Annotated in this window: 16 protein-coding genes; 7 read left to right on the forward strand and 9 right to left on the reverse strand. The window is 43.9% G+C overall.

All coding sequences use genetic code 11. The annotated features are described in order from the left end of the window. Positions 1-66: 66 nt before the first annotated feature. The 4 genes from minE to AV939_RS15980 form a co-directional block, all read right to left on the reverse strand. The gene (gene minE / locus AV939_RS15965) at positions 67-324 is read right to left on the reverse strand and encodes a cell division topological specificity factor MinE (RefSeq protein WP_057789728.1); all 258 of its coding nucleotides are present in this window, start codon (positions 322-324) and stop codon (positions 67-69) included. After that, a complete protein-coding gene (gene minD, locus AV939_RS15970; protein ID WP_013782808.1) occupies positions 324-1133 on the reverse strand; it encodes a septum site-determining protein MinD in 810 nt (269 codons plus the stop codon). Before minD ends, minE begins: the two co-directional genes overlap by 1 nt. A 29-nt stretch (positions 1134-1162) precedes the next feature. Next, on the reverse strand, positions 1163-1918 hold the full coding sequence (gene minC / locus AV939_RS15975; protein WP_057789727.1) for a septum site-determining protein MinC: 756 nt from the start codon (positions 1916-1918) through the stop codon (positions 1163-1165). A gap of 297 nt (positions 1919-2215) precedes the next feature. Beyond that, positions 2216-3607, reverse strand: a complete 1392-nt coding sequence (locus AV939_RS15980) for a class II fumarate hydratase (RefSeq protein WP_057789725.1) — start codon at positions 3605-3607, stop codon at positions 2216-2218. A gap of 441 nt (positions 3608-4048) precedes the next feature. Between AV939_RS15980 and AV939_RS15985 the strand changes: the two genes are divergently transcribed. After that, a complete protein-coding gene (locus tag AV939_RS15985; RefSeq protein ID WP_063456791.1) occupies positions 4049-5209 on the forward strand; it encodes a putative manganese transporter in 1161 nt (386 codons plus the stop codon). Positions 5210-5273: 64 nt separating this feature from the next. Here the strand turns inward: AV939_RS15985 and AV939_RS15990 are convergent, their stop codons facing one another. Then, positions 5274-5999, reverse strand: a complete 726-nt coding sequence (locus AV939_RS15990; RefSeq protein ID WP_057789720.1) for a DUF6776 family protein — start codon at positions 5997-5999, stop codon at positions 5274-5276. Positions 6000-6115: 116 nt separating this feature from the next. On the opposite strand from AV939_RS15990, the gene AV939_RS15995 reads away from it, so the two are divergent. The 3 genes from AV939_RS15995 (at position 6116) to AV939_RS16005 (ending at position 8489) form a co-directional block, all read left to right on the forward strand. Beyond that, positions 6116-7792: a chloride channel protein gene (locus tag AV939_RS15995; protein WP_057789718.1), complete on the forward strand. Its 1677-nt coding sequence runs from the start codon at positions 6116-6118 to the stop codon at positions 7790-7792. Positions 7793-7794: 2 nt separating this feature from the next. Beyond that, the gene (gene hemJ / locus AV939_RS16000) at positions 7795-8223 is read left to right on the forward strand and encodes a protoporphyrinogen oxidase HemJ (protein ID WP_057789716.1); all 429 of its coding nucleotides are present in this window, start codon (positions 7795-7797) and stop codon (positions 8221-8223) included. Positions 8224-8291: 68 nt separating this feature from the next. Continuing rightward, the gene (locus tag AV939_RS16005) at positions 8292-8489 is read left to right on the forward strand and encodes a hypothetical protein (RefSeq protein WP_057789713.1); all 198 of its coding nucleotides are present in this window, start codon (positions 8292-8294) and stop codon (positions 8487-8489) included. Here the strand turns inward: AV939_RS16005 and AV939_RS16010 are convergent. Further along, complete coding sequence (locus AV939_RS16010) at positions 8486-9163, reverse strand: UPF0149 family protein (RefSeq protein WP_057789711.1); 678 nt, start codon at positions 9161-9163, stop codon at positions 8486-8488. The two genes, AV939_RS16005 and AV939_RS16010, sit on opposite strands and share 4 nt — an antisense overlap. A 218-nt stretch (positions 9164-9381) precedes the next feature. Here AV939_RS16010 and AV939_RS16015 point away from each other — a divergent pair, with 218 nt between their 5' ends. After that, the gene (locus AV939_RS16015; RefSeq protein ID WP_057789709.1) at positions 9382-10638 is read left to right on the forward strand and encodes an Nramp family divalent metal transporter; all 1257 of its coding nucleotides are present in this window, start codon (positions 9382-9384) and stop codon (positions 10636-10638) included. A 127-nt stretch (positions 10639-10765) separates the two neighbouring features. Here AV939_RS16015 and AV939_RS16020 read toward each other — a convergent pair whose 3' ends face one another. The 3 genes from AV939_RS16020 to typA all read right to left on the reverse strand — a co-directional run bounded on the left by AV939_RS16020 (position 10766) and on the right by typA (position 14484). Then, positions 10766-11911 (reverse strand): MalY/PatB family protein, encoded by a 1146-nt coding sequence (locus AV939_RS16020; protein ID WP_057789707.1) that lies wholly within the window; start codon positions 11909-11911, stop codon positions 10766-10768. Positions 11912-12052: 141 nt separating this feature from the next. After that, positions 12053-12445, reverse strand: coding sequence for a response regulator (locus AV939_RS16025; protein ID WP_057789705.1), 393 nt, complete (start codon positions 12443-12445; stop codon positions 12053-12055). Between the two features lie 209 nt (positions 12446-12654). Further along, a complete protein-coding gene (typA, locus tag AV939_RS16035) occupies positions 12655-14484 on the reverse strand; it encodes a translational GTPase TypA (protein WP_057789703.1) in 1830 nt (609 codons plus the stop codon). Between the two features lie 430 nt (positions 14485-14914). Between typA and glnA the strand changes: the two genes are divergently transcribed. Beyond that, a complete protein-coding gene (gene glnA, locus AV939_RS16040) occupies positions 14915-16324 on the forward strand; it encodes a glutamate--ammonia ligase (RefSeq protein ID WP_057789700.1) in 1410 nt (469 codons plus the stop codon). Between the two features lie 105 nt (positions 16325-16429). Next, positions 16430-16999, forward strand: a complete 570-nt coding sequence (locus tag AV939_RS16045; RefSeq protein WP_057789698.1) for a hypothetical protein — start codon at positions 16430-16432, stop codon at positions 16997-16999. Positions 17000-17114: the final 115 nt, after the last annotated feature.

Raw genomic sequence — 17114 nt, forward strand, 5'->3', positions numbered from 1 at the left:
TTGTTACCAAAACATGGGTAGCATTATTTATGGCAAGTCGTTGGCTCTGGGAAGCTTAGATGAGCTCTAGTTTTCAGGCAAGGTAACGTTTAGTTCTAGCACGCTACAATCGTCACTGCTTTCCAACTGTACCGATACTTGGTCATCTGCAATGCTCACATACTTGCGTATCACCTGAATGATTTCTTGCTGCATCATTGGCAGATAATCAGGCTCAGTACGTTTGCGTCTTTCATGCGCAACAATAATTTGTAACCGCTCTTTGGCCACGGCCGCAGTGCGCGGCTTTTCCTTTTTCTTGAGTAGGTAATCGAAAATACTCATTACTTGCCTCCTAGCAGGCGTTTAAAGAACCCTTTCTTCTCTGCTTCTAGAAATCTATGTTCAATGGTTTCACCTAACAAACGGCGAACGGCGTCTGAATATGCCTGACCTGCGTTAGCTTCTAAATCTAGAATAACTGGCTGACCTTGGTTAGACGCCTTAAGTACCGCTTCTGATTCAGGAATAACACCCAATAATGGTATGGCTAAGATTTCTTCAACGTCAGCAACGCTCAGCATTTCTGCACTTTCTACTCGCTGAGGGTTGTAGCGGGTAAGCAATAAATGCTCTTTTACCGGCTTTCCTTGTTCAGCGCGCAAAGACTTACTTTGCAAAATACCTAAAATACGATCTGAATCACGTACCGAAGATACTTCTGGGTTAGTAACCACGATAGCTTCATCGGCAAAATACAATGCCATTTGGGCGCCTTGTTCTATACCCGCTGGCGAATCACAAATAATAAAGTCGAAATCTTCTTTCAACTCGTTAAGTACGGCTTGAACACCATCGATGGTAAGCGCGTCTTTATCACGGGTTTGCGATGCTGGCAGAATAAACAAGTTGTCGGTACGCTTATCTTTAATAAGCGCTTGTTTCAGTGTAGCTTCTTTATTTATCACGTTAACGAAGTCGTAAACCACTCGGCGTTCACAGCCCATGATCAAATCAAGGTTACGCAAACCCACATCAAAGTCGATCACGACGGTTTTATGACCCGCTAAGGCTAAACCTGTACTGATAGCCGCACTTGAGGTGGTTTTACCAACCCCACCTTTACCCGATGTTACTACGATAATCTTTGCCATTTTTAATTCCTTGTAGAATACGTTAACACTTAGGCGATAGGCTCAATGCGTAACGTGTCCTCTTCTAAATAGATTTGTGCGGGCTGTTTCCAGCATGATGCTTTTACGGTTTCATGCATAATGAATTGCCCAGCGATTGAAATAAGTTCTGCATCTAACGACTGACAAAAAACGCGGGCATGCACGTTGCCTTTTACGCCCGCCAGAGCTCGGCCTCTAAGTGTGCCGTAAACGTGAATATTTCCATCTGCAAGTACTTCTGCCCCTTCACTTACTGCCGCGGTAATGACCAAATCACCACCTTCAGCATATACTTGCTGCCCTGAGCGTACCGGGCGGCTAATAACCTTTACTGGTTTAGTGGCAGGTGCTGGTGTTGGCACTGGTGAAGAAACTGGAGTGGATGCTGCAGGCTCATTCGCGGCCTGCTCTTTTAACGTGGTGCTTTCAGGTTTTGTGGTTTTCAACGAGCTTTCTGTAAATTTACTTTGGCTAACATCCGCTAAGCCCAAGTCGTTGATGATACTTCTCAGAGGCCCTACTTCACCGCGTACAGCCATAGGTTGAAGTTTAAAGCGTCGACACAATGCAACGAGCAACTCGAACTCGGTTGCATTCAGTGATTTGACTAAATGCAAAATTAGCGATGAACGAGTGAAAAACTGGGGTGCACTATTTACCTTTTCAGCAAGCTGAGATTCAAAGGTATCTGGATCAAAATCGATCACTTCTAACACGATGCTGGTTAGTGTGGTGCCCTTCATGCGAAAGCATGTATCTGTCATTAATTATTCCTGAGTAATTTTTATTGCTCAACTGCCCAACCATGAGGGCTTAAAGCGAGTATGCACTCTATCAAATTCCGCTTCATCGGCAATAGGCAAGCGCTTAACAAGCGCACAACTGCTCACAAAACAATCACAATCTAGCATTCCTTTGCACTAGGCATCTAGTATCGACCAAAAATAACATTCGAAACCCATAAAAAAAGCGTGGAGCGCCACGCTTTGTAAATCAACATTTTGTCCATAGAGCGTTTCAACCGGCGTATCAAAGCCAGTTTCAACACCCTATTAACAGCCTTAACGCTGAATTTCAGTCAGTTTTTTAGGATCTAACAACGATTCCAATTCAGACCTTGGCAAGTCAGTCATCGCTTCAGCAACATCGATAACAGGCATTTTATCTTTGTAAGCTTTTTTCGCTATTTCTGCGGCTTTCGCATATCCAATGATAGGGTTAAGCGCAGTCACTAAAATAGGATTTTTCGCCAATGCTTTCTCAAGGTTTTCTTGGTTGACTGTAAATCCTTCAATGGCCTGTTCGCCCAACAGCACACAGCTATTCGACATTAGCTTAATACTCGACAGCAAATTATCGGCAATCATAGGTAGCATAACGTTAAGCTCGAAATTACCCGACTGCCCCCCTATTGTTATGGCTGCATCGTTCCCTATCACCTGCGCCGAAGCCATTGCCACCGCTTCGGGTATTACTGGGTTCACTTTGCCCGGCATAATAGATGACCCTGGTTGTAATGCGGGTAGCGATACTTCACCTAAACCGGCAAGTGGCCCTGAATTCATCCAGCGTAAGTCATTTGAAACTTTCATTAAGGTAACCGCGAGAGATTTTATTGCGCCAGATAAGGTTACCGCAGTGTCTTGCGAACTAATTAATGCAAAGCAATTCTCAGCAGGGGTAAATGCGATGCCAGTAAGCTCAGATAGCTTACTAGCAAAGGTTTCAGCAAAGTCAGGATGTGCATTTACACCTGTGCCCACTGCTGTTCCACCTTGCGCTAACGTTTGAATGGCGGGTTGAAGCATTTTTACTGTTTCTAACTGCTGGCTAAGCTGCGCAGACCATGCCCGTAAACTTTGATCCATCCTAACCGGCATAGCATCCATTAAATGTGTACGGCCCGTTTTGCAATAGTCAGACACTGAATTCGCTTTGGTATCTATAATATCAATTAGCCTAGTAATAGCAGGGATAAGCGACTCTGACACTTCAATGGCGGCACTTGCATGAATAGTTGTGGGAATAACATCGTTTGAGCTTTGCCCGTTGTTCACATGATCGTTAGGGTGAACCACTCCCCCTTCACGTTTACCCTGTCGTTGATTCGCCAAGTTAGCGATAACCTCATTGGCATTCATATTTGTGCTAGTCCCCGAGCCTGTTTGAAATATATCTACAGGGAAATGCTGCTGTAACTCAGGGTCACTCAGTAATGTGTCACAGGCTTGTTCGATAGCGTCGGCAATGTCAGCATCAAGTGTATCGAGTTTTCTATTCGCAATTGCAGCGGCTTTTTTAATTGTCACTAGGGTGCGAATGAAAGTAAGCGGCATTCGCTCACCACTTACTGGAAAGTTATTGATTGCGCGTTGTGTTTGGGCGCCATATAACGCATCGCTAGGGACTTCTAACTCCCCCATGCTGTCACTTTCTGTTCGGGTATTTGTCATAACTATCCCCTTAATCTGAAGAAATCAATCTTACTACTACTCTTGCCTACTTCGCCCTGCACGGTTTGGATCCTTATTTTACCTTTCAACAACAGTGCTTCTATCAATGTAATCATCAAAGTCCACATGGATGCATTTATAGAAGCGCTGCCCAATACATGTAATTTATAAGCGCTGAAGATGAAGATTGACAGATTACTATTGAATGATAATAATTACCATTATCATTATTGGCGTTTGCAGCATGATCTGATCACGCGAGAATTCGTAGGAATTAGTACAGGTCGCTAACGAAAAACGTTGTAAGTGTCCTCGGTAAAACTTGTATTTTTTACCATATCGGGTGGGTTAACCACATATTGCTATCATTTGGAATCGAGAGTGTCTTCCCTAACCTCAACTGAAAAAGTCAGTAAATTCAGCATTAGGCAAAAAACACTAATGTTAAACAAGCGCCTCTTCTTACCGGCGTTTGTTGTTGTGCTCCTTGTTTACTCATTCACTCAGGAAGCGACCATCGCGGTTCTGTCTGATGCCTATTTCCAAGTAGCGGCATTTGTTTACGCATCACTCTCTATTTACTACATTGCCACGTTAAAAGTATCCGCTGAAGCCATCGGCGACTTTATGCGCAAGCATCCATTTTATGAAGTAGGCTTAGCCTCTTTCCTTGGTGCCCTTCCCGGCTGCGGGGGCGCGATCATAGTCGTCACGCAATACACGCGAGGTGTCACAAGCTTCGGTGCGGTAGTTGCTGTACTAACAAGTACCATGGGTGACGCCGCGTTCTTATTATTGGCACAAGCGCCGCTTGACGGTTTAACGGTCATGGGTGTTGGAATGGTGGTGGGTACCCTAACCGGCGTTATTGTGAACCGTTTCCACAATTACCAACCACCGTCCTCGACCAATGCTCTTGCTAGTACAGGTGGCAACGAAGGACATAATACCGACGACAGTGAGCAAGCACAAAGTACGGCTTCTTCTTCTATTGATAAACTTTCAACATACTTTTGGCTGATTGTAGCGTTACCGTCACTTGCCATCGCACTGGCCTTGTCGTTTCAATCGCCAGTTCATGAATATTTAGGTATTACGGAACCAACGTTGCAACTTATGGGTGCTGTATTGTGCTTATCGGCAATTACACTGTGGTCGTTAAATGGTGGCAGTGACGGTTACGCCTCGCTTACCAAAGAAGATGCTATTACGCCTCCACCACGCTGGCAGAGTAAAGCCGCGTTAGACACCCAATTTGTATTAGCTTGGGTTGTCGTCGCTTTTTTATTGTTTGAATTATCGATACTGTGGTTTGGACTAGATATAGGTGCCACGCTGACATCGATGGGCGCAAGCGTTGTAGGCTTAGCAATTTTAGTTGGCTTTTTACCTGGGTGTGGCCCACAAATTTTAATTACCAGTCTGTATTTGAATGGTGCAGTGCCATTTTCAGCTCAGCTTGGTAATGCTATTAGTAACGACGGTGATGCATTGTTTCCAGCCATTGCCCTATCGCCAAAAGCGGCCATTCTAGCCACTGTTTATTCCGCTTTTCCTGCTATAGCAGTAGGTTACGGGTATTATTTTCTATTTGAGAGATAGCGATGCAAGTAACGCTAACCACTGCATAACACTGTCGGTTTACATTTAACGTATCGACGAGGTGCTACTGAGTATCTTCTAACATACTGCCACTATTCAATGCGTCTTCCCACTTAACCGTTTTAGCTAAGTCTCCGCGCTTTGCATTATATTGGTATACAGTAGTTTCTAGGGTAATTGATGTAGGCTGAAATCCATCGGGTAGCGTAAAGCTTGTATTAATGGCTTGAAAATATTTAAACCTGTACTCAATTTCTTGCTGAATAAACTCTGGCTCACCAATAGTAACCGTGTACTCCTTCCCTTCCCGCTCACCTACTAAGGTGACAGCAAGTTTGCCCTTAACTAACGCTTTGTTTTGTCGCTGCTGAAGCACGACAAAACGCATTTGAAATTGATTAGGCTCTGGCAGTGAGACAACCTCTACACCTTCAATGACAAAACCATCTTGGGTGGTTTCAGGTGCCATAATTCGCTGATAAAAAGCTAATTGCTGTTGAAGCTCAGCCTGCTCGACTTGAACGTTATTGAGTTGCTCAGTAATCGATTTTTTTTCAAGTTCTGTTAACTGTAATGCGACTTCCAGTTGATTAACCTGAGTCACATATTGATTATTTTCACTGACTAATATCGCAATGGTTTTATCTTGAGCGGCTACCTTCACGCTATCGCCCTCATCCACTATTCGCGCTAACTTGTAGCCAAACGCTATCATCACCAGTAACAAAGCAGCGACAAGCAATGACCACTTATAATCGCCTAGGAGTTGTTTCAATTTATCAGTTGTCATGAATAGTTTTGGTTCTTAATTTACTTGAGCCAGACACATTAAAATTCTTAACATTATGAATTTCAAGTGTTTGTGGTAAGCTGCTTATATCTACGATTTCTCTACTGTATCACAACATGCGTTTGCAGGCTTTACGACAAGAAGTGGCTCACCCGAGGACGTCTATACAACTTTGCCTCTTGGGTATTGTGGGCGGCGTAAGTGCTGCATCGCTGATCATCATGTTTCGTCTTTGCGTTGAATGGCTTCAAGCGTCAGGTTTTGGCGCACTGCGGGAGTGGTTCAATGATGAATGGCCGGTTTGGTTTCTCATGCCCTTACTTAGCGTGCTGTGTATTTTGCTTATTGCCTATATCACTGGTTTTAAGCACTATCGAATGGGTATTCCCTTTGTTATCCATCGAGTAAAATATTACTACGGCCATATTCCCTTTCGCACCACTATTAATCAGTTTTTCGGCGGTATGCTGGCCTTAGCCGGCGGCTTCGTGGTAGGTCGAGAAGGCCCTTGCGTTCATTTAGGTGCATCGGCCAGCAGCTTCTTAGGTCAATGGCTACGACTTCCCTATAACAGCATTCGTATTTTAGCGGGATGTGGTATTGCTGCGGGTATATCCGCCTCATTTAACACCCCGTTTGCGGCAGTTATCTTCGTTATGGAAGTGGTGCTGAGAGAATATAAAATTCATATATTTGTGCCCGTAATGCTTGCCGCCGCCTGTGGCTCGGTGCTAACCCGTATCGTATTTGGGCAAGTAAATGAACTGTCGTTTTTGTCTTTTACTGCGTTCAGTCAATGGATGTACCTATACCTCGTTTTATTAGGCGTATTACTCGGTATGCTCGCTACATTATTTAATAATCAACTTATGCGGGTAATGACCTGGTTTAGACCTGTCCCTATGGTGTGGCGTCTCATGCTGGCGGCGCTAATAACGGGAACCGTGGGTATGTTGTTGCCCGAGGCACTAGGGGCCAACTTTGTTGATGTTGAAACGCTGTTTGCCAGTAACCCAGAAACCCTTTTACTGTGTGCTATTTTAGTGAGCAAGGTCGTGCTGGCTGTATTTGCTATTGGGCTGGGTATTCCCGGCGGCATTATTGGGCCTGTCATGGTTATCGGCATGCTTGCTGGCGCTGTACTATTGGTGCCCTTGTCATATTTTATTGACGTGCCTGAATTTACTAACAGCTTTGCCTTATTAGGCATTGCTGGCATGCTTACCGCCGTGCTTCATGCGCCGTTAGCGGCCTTATCTGCGGTAATGGAGTTATCTTACAGCCCTGAAATTATCCTGCCCGCTATGCTAGTCATCGTGCCTGCTTATGTGACATCAACACAGTTTTTCGGCAACCGGTCTATTTTTATTCGCCAATTAGACTATCAAAACTTACCCTATGCTATCTCTTCCATTCGCGAAGCCCTTGAAAAAACCGGTGTACTAGCTGCATTAAGCAAAGACTATAAGCTTTTTCATGATGCGCCAGATAAAGCGCTAGAAGACTATTTATCGAAAAATCCGACAAAAATTGTAATTCAGCAGTCAAAATTTGAAATAGATGTGCAGTATCGTCTGGTCCAATATAATGTGAGCTTAGAACATGATGCTAATGCACTCAGTTATCACGAGATGGAAGGCTTAAATGCCCAAAGCACTCTGCATGAAGTGTATGAACATCTTAAAAATACGCGTTCTGGCGCAGTCTATATTTACGATCAGGAACACAACGACATCATTGGCGTTATTACCTGGAATATTTTGCAAAGCTTTTTACAAAAGGCACAGTATTAACAATGTACATTTTATGGTTTAAAGCACTTCACATTTTCTTCATGCTTGCGTGGATGGCAGGTATTTTCTATCTTCCTCGGCTTTTTGTTTACCACGCTGAAGCCACATCGCAAGACGTGAAAGATCAGTTTAAAGTGATGGAGAGAAGGCTATGGTTTTTTGTCACCCCTTTCGCTTTTTTAACCTTAGCGTTTGGCGTCGCACTTATTGTAAGTTACGGCAGTACGTGGTTTAAAATGTCAGGTTGGCTGCACATTAAATTCATGCTTTTGCTTGCGCTTTATAGCTATCACTTCTATTTGTTTAAGCTAGTAAAACAATTCTCCCGTGATGAAAACCGTCACAGTGCCAAATTTTACCGCATTATTAATGAAGCTCCGGTACTGCTTATATTGGCTATTGTTTGTTTAGCAGTAGTAAAACCGCTATAAATTGAACAGGCCGTATTACCACGGACTGATGTTATGGAATAACCGTTAAATAATCTAAAGGAAACTACATGGATGATAGTAACCAGCATTTAAAAGACTTGTTGTCGCAAACTGATTTGGCGTTTAAAGCGCTGATGCGCCAACCTGGCTCTAGTGAGCTGAGTAACGCTTACGACAGCGCTAAGGCTGAGTTAGACGCCTATATGAAGTCGTTGCGAAATACCCTTTCTCAGCGCAAACACCTGCAACGCCAGAAAGCCCGTTAAGAGGTTTTCGTAAAGGTTTCAAATTGGTTAGGTAATGCTGCGCTCAGCTCTCCAGCCAGAGCAATATAATCTTGGATCATCGCAGGAAGCTGCTTCCACAATAAGGGTAAGTTTTCTTTTAGCTGTTGAGCTTGGCCGGGGTTACGATACTGCAACGCCAGTTCAACATTCGCTAGGGTAGTAAATAACTTCAAGCAACGAGACAGCCTTTTCTCTGGGGTATCTGAGGCATTGATATCTTCACGCAAGGCCTCTTTTGCACTTAGCTTTTCCCACGCCTGTTGCCAGACGTCTTCAAGTTGCTGGTGCACATAAAGTAACCCTTCAAGCCATTGGGCTACTTCAGCTGGTATTTCAGGCGCAGTATCAACCTCACCATCTGAATACTCACAGCGCGTGGGCATTAAGGGGCTGTCGTCTGTCATACACTGCAGGTGAGCCCTTAAGTTATTCATTAGTACATCCGCTAAAGCATCTACATCTTTGTCTACTAGGGCACTTGAAGAGCTTTGAATCAACCATGGCATCCACTGCTCTGGCATAGGAATTTCTGGTGATGCCGCAACGGCGAATATCATACCGTCGGCTTTGTAAGCGCTAGGTAGTACATGCGTTAATTTGCCCTTTTCAAACACAGGCAAAAGAATATCGATGGGACGCGCCGTTTCTGACATTAAAATTTCCTACTAGCCGTTGAAATGACCTATTTATAACCTGTACCCTTCGCGCCCGTTTACAATGTTGGATTAAAAACGTTGGCTAAAAACGTATTTTTTCAATTGTATCGAAAGCACAAGAACACTGTGAGCGAATAGCAATAGCGTTTGTTTGCGTAGTTGCGCAATAGCTAACCTATTGTCATGATAGCAAAACTAAACTAAGAGTGACTGCAATGGCAAAAGATAAATCAGGATATATTATCGCGGCAGCCTTCATTGGCCCAGGTACAGTAACAACGGCAAGTCTAGCAGGCGCTAACTTCGGTTTTCATTTGGTGTGGGCATTATTGTTTTCAATTTTTGCCACCATCGTATTACAAGATATGGCTGCTCGCTTAGGGGTGGCAACGGGCAAAGGCTTGGCATCAGCGATGAAAGACATGGTGTCTACACCATGGCTGAAAATGCTTTTTATTGCGTTAATTGTTAGCGCAATTGGTATTGGGAACGCCGCCTATGAATCAGGCAACCTTACCGGCGCCGCCATTGGTCTGGATGCGTTTTGGGAAATTGGCACAGGCACTTGGGCATTTATTCTTGGTGCGCTAGCTATCGCACTGCTTTGGACGGGTAGCTATTCGTGGATAGAAAGCGTACTGGTGTACCTCGTGTTTATTATGGCTGGGGTGTTTTTCGTTACCCTTGTTGTGGCTAAGCCTGATATATCATTAATGTTTAGCCAGTTACTGCAACCCCGTTTAGCCGCCGATTCTATTACTACCATACTTGCGTTAATAGGCACCACCATTGTGCCTTACAACTTATTTCTTCATGCAAGCCTTGTGGCGAAGTCTTCCCCAAACACGGACAAAACGACTTCGGAAAACCCAAATACGGAAAATCAAAGCACGATTAAAAAGAATTCTGATAAAAGCGATGCGATTAAAGCGTGCAGAAAACAATCGGCAACGGCTATTAGCATGGGCGGCTTAATTACCCTTGTGGTGATGGCGACGGCCATGATGGCCTTTTTCAATCAAGCCGCCACTATGGACGCCGGAAACATGGGCGAACAGTTAAAGCCAGTGTTAGGCGACAAAGCCCAGTGGTTCTTTGCACTAGGTTTATTTGCGGCAGGGCTAACCAGTGCCATCACCGCCCCGCTTGCCGCTGCATATGCGGTTTGTGGAGCACTGGGGCTTTCTGACGACATGAAAAGTAAAGGATTTCGCACGGTATGGCTGGCAATAATTGTGTGCGGAGTTGCCGTTGCTGCATTAGGGTTTAAACCTTTGCCGGCTATCTTATTTGCTCAGGCTACCAACGGCTTATTGCTGCCTATTATTGCTATCTTTTTGTTGGTAGTCATGAATAAAAGCAAAGCCCTCGGTGATTTCAAAAATACCCTATGGAGTAACATCGCAGGCGTTTTAGTGGTATCGGTTGTGGTGGGGTTAGGTCTTTATAAACTGACTAGCCTATTCATCTAATCCGCTAATTTTAGCCACTAAAAAGCCCGTTATGCGTTAAGCAAACGGGCTTTTTAATATGCTAGTGTTTAATTAATAGTTAGCGCGTAAATAGGGGCTAGCGTGTAATTAGTTGCTAACTGGCCGGCTACTTAGCTAAACGTTGTAGCACATCATTAAGCATCGACTGACTGCAGCCGAAGTTTATTCGGAAGTGATCAGCTTTATGAAAGTCTGCGCCAGGAGAAGGCCCTACGCCTTTCTCTTCTGCCCATGTTTGCACGTTTTCTACGCCTAAACCACTTGCGTCCACCCAGGCTAAAAAGGTAGCGTCAGGTTTCAACATTGATAACCCGTCGATACCGTTTATCGTTTCATACACGGCATCACGGTTCGCACGTAAATAGTCAATTTGAGCACTGTGCCAATCATCACACAACGTAAATGCGGCTTCGGTAGCGGCTAATCCCAGCACGGTAACCCAAGGCATAATGCCCGCGGCTGCGCTGGTAAATTGCTGCCTAAGTTTAGGATCTGGAATAATCGCAAAAGACGTGCCTAAACCAGCTACGTTAAAGGTTTTGCTAGCTGCCATTAAGGTAACGCTGTTGTCGGCTAAGTTAGCCTCACGTCCTGCCGGAATATGCTTAACGCCTGGCTCTAAAATTAAGTCACAGTGGATTTCATCTGAACATAAACGCACGTCATTCGCGTTACAGATATCAGCAACCCGATCAAGCTCTGCTTTAGTTAACACCGAACCAACTGGGTTCATCGGATTACAAAGAATGAATAGCTTACATTTGGGGTCGGCAGCATTGGCTTCTAATGCTTCAAAATCCAACGTATAACGCTTTCCTTCTGATACTGGGTCAATCACAGTGCCAATATCGATGCGCTCTAGTTCATTTAATTTTGGCGCCGCTAGCAATGGGGGGTAGTTAGGCGTTTGAATAAGCACCTTATCGCCAGGTTCACAATACGCTTTACAGGCAACGTTAAACGCTGGTACTACACCTGGTGTCCACACAATCCATTCTGATTTTACATCCCAATCATGTTTTTGTTTCAACCAGCGCTGAATTGCGCTTATAGCGCCTTGATGCTGACCAGGTAATACATAACCTAAGTTGCCGTGCTCTACTTGTGCTGAAATTGCATCCAAAATAGGCTGTGCGCAACGAAATTCAGTGTCTGCAACCCAAGCAGGAATAATGTCCTTACCTTTGTATTTCTGCCACTTAAACGAATAGGTATCTTTACGAGGTGGGGTTTGGTCAAAATTAAACGTCACACTTTCATCCTGTTGCCATTACATTATGAGCACCAGTGTAATAATTCGTAAGCATATAAACTAGCGCTGCTTAGATCATTTAGGACTTTTTTATTTGTTTGCTAACACCATTGCATACTTTTGCTGACGAGTAGCTCGTTACTAACTAACGCGACTTTTTGTTTTTGCTAGCACTACGGATTTCGCCTTTGCGGCCAAGGCGTCCATTTCTAGGGGTTTCGCTAAAAATCCAGATACACCTAATTTGCGTGCTTCCATAACGAGTTCTTTATTAGGATCGCCAGTGATAAGTAAAAAAGGAACGGATAAATTCGCCGACCGGCATGCTTTTAATAAGCTTATGCCATCATACTCTTTCATGACTTGGTCGCTAATAATAAGTTGTAGTGTGTCTGGCGTTTGTTGAAGTAAAAATTCACGAGCAATTTTACTTCGGCTAAATGGGTAAACCGTAGCCGACAAGCGGGTTTCTAATGCATCGGTAATAAGATCGAGCGTGATAACATCGTCTTCAATAACTGCTACAGAGAACACGGGCTTAGCCTTTTTAGTTTCATTAACTTGATGATAGAGGCCAAACTCGATGTTGCCAACTCATCTTTCGTCGAAATTTCAGCAAAATGCTTTAGCAAAAAGCGCCAGCAAAAATACGTTGGCAAAAAAAACGCCGGCTTTAGGGCCGGCGTTTCTTGAATCATCTTTACTGCTTTTAATTACCTACAAGGCTATCAAAGCAAAAGTGATTACTTTTTCTCGCGTGAAGAACGCTTACGTTCGTTTTCAGTAAGAAGTTTCTTACGAATACGAATAGACACAGGCGTTACTTCTACTAGTTCGTCTTCATCGATGAACTCAAGCGCTTGCTCAAGAGACATCTTGATAGGCGGAACCAAAGTTTGCGCTTCATCAGTACCAGATGCACGAACGTTCGTTAACTGCTTACCTTTAAGGGCGTTAACGGTAAGGTCATTGTCGCGGCTGTGAATACCGATAACCATACCTTCGTAAACTTCTACACCGTGACCGATAAACAAACGACCACGCTCTTGAAGGTTAAACAAGGCGTTAGTTAGGGCTTTACCGTTAGCGTTGGCAATAAGAACACCGTTTTTACGCTTACCTATAACACCGCCTTTGTACGGACCATAATGATCGAATGTATGGTAAAGCAAACCAGAACCAGACGTCATCGTCATGAATTCAGTTTGGAAACCAATCAAACCACGGCTAGGAATAACGAAGTCGATACGTACACGGCCTTTACCATCTGGTGACATGTTGGTCATTTCAGCTTTACGCAGACCAAGTTGTTCCATGATAGAGCCCTGATGCGCTTCTTCACAGTCTACCGTAAGTGTTTCAAACGGTTCTTGTGTTTCGCCATTCTCTTCTTTAAGAATAACTTCTGGACGTGATACTGCTAGCTCGTAGCCTTCACGACGCATGTTTTCAATCAAGATACCCAAGTGAAGCTCACCACGACCTGATACGCGGAATTTATCCGGATCTGGCGTTTCTTCAACACGTAGTGCAACGTTATGTACTAGTTCGTCGTTCAAACGTTCTAGAATGTTACGTGAAGTAACGTATTTACCTTCTTTACCAGAAAACGGTGAAGTGTTTACTTGGAAAGTCATGGTTACTGTTGGTTCATCAACAGATAACGGAGTCATTGCTTCTACTTGGTTAACATCACAAATAGTGTCAGAAATTTTAAGCGAACCTAAACCTGTGATTGCGATGATATCGCCTGCGCTTGCACCTTCAACTTCGTGACGTGCTAGACCAAGATAACCATATACTAGACCAACTTTACCGTTACGCTTTTCGCCTTCAGCAGTAACAACAGTTACTTGTTGGTTTGGCTTAACAGTACCGCGCTTAATACGACCAACACCAATTACACCTACATATGAGTTGTAATCAAGTTGAGAAATCTGCATTTGGAATGCACCAGAAGCATCAGCGTCTGGAGGAGATACTTGGTCAACAATAGTTTGGAACAAAGCATTCATGTCATCTTCAGGTTTGTCGGCATCTAATGAAGCCCAACCGTTCAATGCTGAAGCATAAACTACTTGGAAATCTAACTGGTCGTCAGTTGCACCAAGGTTGTCGAACAAATCGAATACTTGATCCATAACCCAATCAGGACGTGCACCTGGCTTGTCAATTTTGTTGATAACAACAATTGGCTTCAAGCCTTGAGCAAATGCTTTTTGTGTTACGAAACGCGTTTGAGGCATAGGGCCTTCTTGCGCATCAACTAGAAGCAACACTGAATCAGCCATTGACATTACACGCTCTACTTCACCACCGAAATCGGCGTGTCCTGGAGTATCTACGATGTTGATACGGTAGTCGTTCCAGTTAATAGCAGTGTTTTTCGCTAAGATTGTGATGCCGCGTTCTTTCTCGATGTCATTCGAGTCCATCACGCGCTCTTCTTGCTCTCCGCGAGTTTCAAGAGTGCCTGACTGTTGTAACAGTTTATCAACCAAAGTTGTTTTACCGTGGTCAACGTGAGCAATAATAGCAATGTTACGTAATTTATTAATATCAGTGGTAGTCATCTAGGGAGCCTGTGTAAATCATTACATGTTTTTAAGCATGCATAAGATTTGTTGCAAAAAATGCAGATAGAAAAATTTGCGCGGATTGTACAGAAAAACCACGGTGTTTGCGCACTTTTTTTTATACGGACGCATGTTTTTCATTATTATAGTCTCTGATTAACGAATTTATTACTTTTGCGCCCTGTTTTCGGTGGTAAGTGAAGACGAGTTACTCTAGGCTAGCTAAAGCTACCCAAACTTAATTTGCACCAAAATAGAGCGACCAAGCACCATTTGCGTGCAGCACCATTGATCATTCAGTTATCCTCTTGCTGCTAAGCCAGCAAAATTGGAACCACGATAGATGGCATGAAAATCGCTTTTAGTTTTTCCACTGTTGGGATGAAGCTGATCATTCCGCATTTTTACATTAAACCTGGAGGACACGATGTCAGTAGAAAAGGCATTAGAGCTGATTAAAGAAAGTGAAGCGAAATTTGTTGATTTGCGTTTTACTGATACTAAAGGCAAGGAACAACACGTATCGATTCCTGCTGCTACGGTAGACGAAGAGACATTTGAAGAAGGTAAAATGTTCGATGGCTCTTCAATTGCTGGCTGGAAAGGCATTAACGAATCAGACATGGTTCTTATGCCAGACCCTACGAGTGCGGTAATCGACCCATTCGCAGAAGAAACACAAGTTAACATTCGTTGTGACATCTTAGAGCCTTCAACAATGGAAGGTTACGAGCGCGATCCACGCTCTGTTGCGCGTCGTGCAGAAGAATACCTAAAATCTACCGGCATTGGCGACACTGTTTTCTTCGGTCCAGAGCCAGAATTTTTCTTATTCGACGATGTGAAATTCCACACCGATATGGCCGGTTCTTTCTATAAGATTGATGCTGCTGAAGCGAAATGGAACTCAGGCGCTGATTTTGAAGGCGGAAACATGGGTCACCGTCCTGGTGTTAAAGGCGGTTACTTCCCAGTTCCTCCAGTAGATTCAGCACACGACATTCGTGCTGCAATGTGTTTAGTTATGGAAGAAATGGGCTTAGTTATTGAAGCGCATCACCATGAAGTTGCTACAGCTGGTCAAAACGAAATCGCGTGCGAATTCAACACACTAGTAACGAAAGCAGATGAAATCCAAGTATACAAGTATGTAGTTCACAACGTAGCACACGCTTACGGTCAAACGGCTACGTTCATGCCTAAGCCTCTTGTAGGTGATAACGGTTCTGGTATGCACTGCCACCAATCAATCGCAAAAGATGGCGTAAACATCTTTGCAGGTGATAAGTATGCGGGTCTGTCTGAAGAAGCACTTTTCTACATTGGCGGTATTATTAAACACGCTCGTGCAATTAACGCTTTTGCAAACGCATCAACAAACTCTTACAAGCGTTTGGTTCCAGGGTTTGAAGCACCAGTAATGCTTGCATACTCTGCACGTAACCGTTCTGCATCTATCCGTATTCCATACGTAACTAGCGATAAAGCGCGTCGTATCGAAGTACGTTTCCCTGACCCAACAGCTAACCCATACCTTGCTTTCTCAGCAATGCTTATGGCTGGCCTTGACGGTATTAAGAACAAGATCCATCCTGGCGACTCTATGGATAAAGACTTGTACGACCTACCACCAGAAGAAGCAGCAGAAATTCCAACAGTTGCTAGCTCGCTAGAAATGGCACTAGAAGCATTGGATAACGACCGTGAATTCCTTAAAGCGGGTGGCGTTATGACTGACGACATGATTGATGCATACATCGATCTTAAGTCTGAAGAAGTGACTACGCTTGCTATGACAACTCACCCAGTTGAGTTCGATATGTACTACAGCGTTTAATTAACGTTTAAGTGCGTAAATATACAAAAGCCCGCTTATGCGGGCTTTTTTTTATGCTAAAGCTTTTCTACTATATAAGTAAGAAAAGATGAGCAGGTCTATCTATTGAAAATTTATCCTTATATTGCGTTACTTACCGCGATTGCGTTAACCCCTTATGAAAGCCATGGGCAAAGCACATCAAAGGATTCTAATCCATCTAACAGCACAAGCGCTCCTGTATACAAAGTAAAGCAGGCCGATGGTACTGTGCTTTATACCGACACCCCTTCACCAGAAAGTGATACCGTTGAGTTTGATACGAAAACACAGAATGTAGTGTCCAGCCCCTCAACGCCAAAATCCACACTGGCTCAAACGGCTACTTCGAAGACAAAAACCTATAAAGTTGTTATTGCCTCTCCAGCCCCTAACGCCACCCTTCGAAACAATGCCGGAAACTTCACCATACGTGCGAACCAACCGACTTCAGTAAAGGCGCCGCGCTATCAATTAATCTTCGATGGCGCCCTATTGCAGAGCAATACAACAGGCGTATTTACCTTAAATGACATAAATCGGGGCGAACATCAGTATAAGGTTGAGCTGACAGACAATAAGGGCAAGACTCTTGCATCTTCTGCACTACAAACGCTGTTTCTGCATCAAGCATCAGCGTTAATAAATAGCAACTAACGTTCGAAAGTAGCGCAAAGCCCGCACCATAGCGGGGAACAGAAAAAAAGTAACACCAAATCTGTGCCTACGATTTTTGCCGATACGTTACAATGCACCCATATAGTGCAAAGGA

Origin of the sequence: Alteromonas sp. Mac1, from assembly GCF_001562125.1 — a bacterium.
Taxonomy (GTDB): Bacteria; Pseudomonadota; Gammaproteobacteria; order Enterobacterales; family Alteromonadaceae; genus Alteromonas; species Alteromonas stellipolaris.

Bases quoted from the DNA above. Each gene is read 5' to 3' on its own strand.
- minD (WP_013782808.1), bottom strand. From the start codon at position 1,133: ATGGCAAAGATTATCGTAGTAACATCGGGTAAAGGTGGGGTTGGTAAA.
- AV939_RS16010 (WP_057789711.1), bottom strand. From the start codon at position 9,163: ATGTCAGAAACGGCGCGTCCCATCGATATTCTTTTGCCTGTGTTTGAA.
- AV939_RS16005 (WP_057789713.1), top strand. From the start codon at position 8,292: ATGGATGATAGTAACCAGCATTTAAAAGACTTGTTGTCGCAAACTGAT.
- typA (WP_057789703.1), bottom strand. From the start codon at position 14,484: ATGACTACCACTGATATTAATAAATTACGTAACATTGCTATTATTGCT.
- minE (WP_057789728.1), bottom strand. From the start codon at position 324: ATGAGTATTTTCGATTACCTACTCAAGAAAAAGGAAAAGCCGCGCACT.
- hemJ (WP_057789716.1), top strand. From the start codon at position 7,795: ATGTACATTTTATGGTTTAAAGCACTTCACATTTTCTTCATGCTTGCG.
- AV939_RS16015 (WP_057789709.1), top strand. From the start codon at position 9,382: ATGGCAAAAGATAAATCAGGATATATTATCGCGGCAGCCTTCATTGGC.
- AV939_RS15980 (WP_057789725.1), bottom strand. From the start codon at position 3,607: ATGACAAATACCCGAACAGAAAGTGACAGCATGGGGGAGTTAGAAGTC.
- AV939_RS15995 (WP_057789718.1), top strand. From the start codon at position 6,116: ATGCGTTTGCAGGCTTTACGACAAGAAGTGGCTCACCCGAGGACGTCT.
- AV939_RS15990 (WP_057789720.1), bottom strand. From the start codon at position 5,999: ATGACAACTGATAAATTGAAACAACTCCTAGGCGATTATAAGTGGTCA.
- minC (WP_057789727.1), bottom strand. From the start codon at position 1,918: ATGACAGATACATGCTTTCGCATGAAGGGCACCACACTAACCAGCATC.
- AV939_RS15985 (WP_063456791.1), top strand. From the start codon at position 4,049: ATGTTAAACAAGCGCCTCTTCTTACCGGCGTTTGTTGTTGTGCTCCTT.
- glnA (WP_057789700.1), top strand. From the start codon at position 14,915: ATGTCAGTAGAAAAGGCATTAGAGCTGATTAAAGAAAGTGAAGCGAAA.